Source organism: Falsiroseomonas sp. RANM36 (assembly GCF_056682175.1).
Map to the genome: position 1 here is coordinate 187151 of NZ_JBWXTD010000002.1, position 2398 is coordinate 189548.

Genomic DNA, 2398 nt, shown 5'->3' on the forward strand with positions numbered 1-2398 from the left:
GGCGGCGGCCGTGGGCCGGGGCGCGGGGGGGGGCCCGGGGGGCGGGGGGGGGGGGGGGGGGGGGGGTCCCCCCCCCCCCCCGCCCCGGCCGCAAGCCCGCGCGCCGCTTGCCTCCGGCTGCGCGCTGGTGTGCAAGGCGGCGTGCCTTGACCGGGGGATCGCGATGGCCGTGGACGTGGTGGTGTTCGACGTGGGCAACGTCCTGATCCAGTGGAATCCGCGCCACCTCTACCGCAAGCTCTTCGCGACCGAGGCGGAGATGGAGGCCTTCCTCGGCGAGGTCTGCACCGATGCCTGGAACCTCGAGCAGGATCGCGGCCGGACATGGGCGGAGGCGATCGCCGAGCGCGTCGCGCTGTTCCCGCGCCACGAGGCGCTGATCCGCGCGTTTTCCGACCGCTGGCACGAGATGGTGCCGGGCGAGGTGCCGGGCACGCCGGCCATCCTGGCGGCGCTGCGGGAGGGCGGCGTGCCGCTCTACGCCATCACCAATTTCTCGGCCGAGAAATACGCCGAGGCGCGGGCGCGCTTCCCGATGCTGGGCGGCTTCCGCGACACGGTGGTGAGCGCGCATGAGCGCCTGGTGAAGCCCGATCCGGCCATCTACCGCCGGTTGCTGGATCGCAACGGGCTCGCGGCCGCGCGCTGCCTGTTCGTGGACGACAGCCTGGCGAATGTGCGCGGGGCGGAGGCGGTCGGGATGCGGGCGCACCATTTCCGCGACGCCGCGGCCCTGGCCGCGGAACTCCGCGACCTCGGGCTCCCCGCCTGAGCATGCCGGCGCCCTGCCGCGCTTGACTGGCGGGGTACGCTTGCCGGATTGGGCGCTGGCGGGGATTTGTGGCAGACCGGGACCGATGTCGCCGCGCAAGGAGAATGACCGGGATATCGCGCCGACGCTGCGCGCGCTCTGCGACGCCGATGCCGGCGCGCCGATCGCCGCGGATGGCGCGGGCGGCGCGCTGAGCCGCGGCGCCTTCTGGCGCATCGCCTGCGGCGTCTCCCACGCCGCGGCTGCCGCGCCGGAGGGGGCCTTTGCGCTGCTGCCCCCGGCCGGCGCCACCGGCCAGGCCTGGATCGCCGGGGCGCTGATGGCCGGCCGGCCCTTTGCGCTGCTCGATCCGCGCGATCCGCCCGAACGGCGCGAGGAGATCGGCGCCGCGCTCGGCCTCCGCGCCTGGCTGACGCCGGCCGGCACCCCGCCGCAGCCCGGCGCCGCCACGCTGCCGATCCCGGGCGAGGCCGAGACCCCCGCTCCGTCCGCCGGCGGGCCCGGCGATCCCGCCGTGATCGTGCCGACCAGCGGCAGCACCGGGCGGCCGAAGGGCATCGTGCAGTCCCGGCGCGGCATCCTGTTCCGCGCCCATGCGATCGGCCGGGAATTCTCCCTCGGGGACGGCGCCACCTATCTCTCGACGGCGGCGGATGGAAGCATCTCCGGCCTGGTCCATGGCTTCGCGGCGCTGCTGTCCGGCGCGCTGCTGCTGCGTGTGGATCCGGCGCGGCTGGGCCTGGCGGGCGTGCTGCGGGCGGCCGAGGCGGCCGGGCGCGTGACGGCGCTGCAGGGCCTGCCCGCGGTGCTGACGGCGCTGCTCGCGGCCCCGGGCGCGGCGTCGGCGCTGGCGGGCGTGACGCGGTGCCAGTCGAGCGGCGCGCAGCTTCTGGCCGCGGATGTCCAGGCGCTGCGCGCGGCGCTGCCGCCGGCCTGCACGCTGGTGAATGTCTATGGCCTGACCGAGGCGCCGGCGCTGCTGCGCTGGGACGTCCCGGCCGGATGGCAGCCCGATGGCCCGCGCATCCCGGCCGGCGCGCCGATCGACGCGCATCGCATCGAGATCCTGGACGAGGCCGGCGAGCCGGTTGCGCCCGGCGAGGTGGGCGAGCTGGTGGGCAGCGGCCCCACCATCGCGCTCGGTGAATGGCTGGATGGCCGGCTGGTGGATGTGCCGCGCATCGCGCCGGCGCCGGATGGGCGTCGGCTGCGGACCGGCGACCTGGCCCGGCTGCGGCCCGACGGCCTCTGCGAGATCGTCGGCCGGGCCGACCGCCAGGTGAAGATCGGCGGGCGCCGCGTCGAGCTCGAGGAGATCGAGGACCGGCTGCGTCGCGCGCCCGGCGTGGCGCTGGCCGCGGTGGTCGCGGACCGGGAGGCGCCGGGTGGGCCGCGCATCCATGCCGCCGTGGAGGCCGCGCCCGATGCCCCGCCCGGGCTGGAGGAGGCGCTGTGGCGCGACCTGCGGGTGGCGCTGCCCGGCTACATGCTGCCGTCGCGCCTGCTGCTGCTGCCGCAACTGCCCCGGCTGCCGGGCGGCAAGGTGGATGGGCGCGCGCTGCTCGACCGCCTCCGCGCCAGCCCGCCGCCGGGCGGGGGGGGGGGGGGCGGGGGGCCCCCGGGGGC

The 2398-nt window shown here is 77.4% G+C and carries 2 protein-coding genes; both read left to right on the forward strand.

Annotation, left to right across the window (positions count from 1 at the left end; translation table 11 throughout):
- On the forward strand, positions 1-772 hold a 772-nt coding region (locus tag AC1MIR_RS01770; protein ID WP_480026470.1), incomplete at its 5' end, for an HAD family hydrolase.
- Positions 773-857: 85 nt separating this feature from the next.
- The coding region (locus tag AC1MIR_RS01775) for an AMP-binding protein (protein WP_480026471.1) at positions 858-2398 on the forward strand (1541 nt) is incomplete at its 3' end.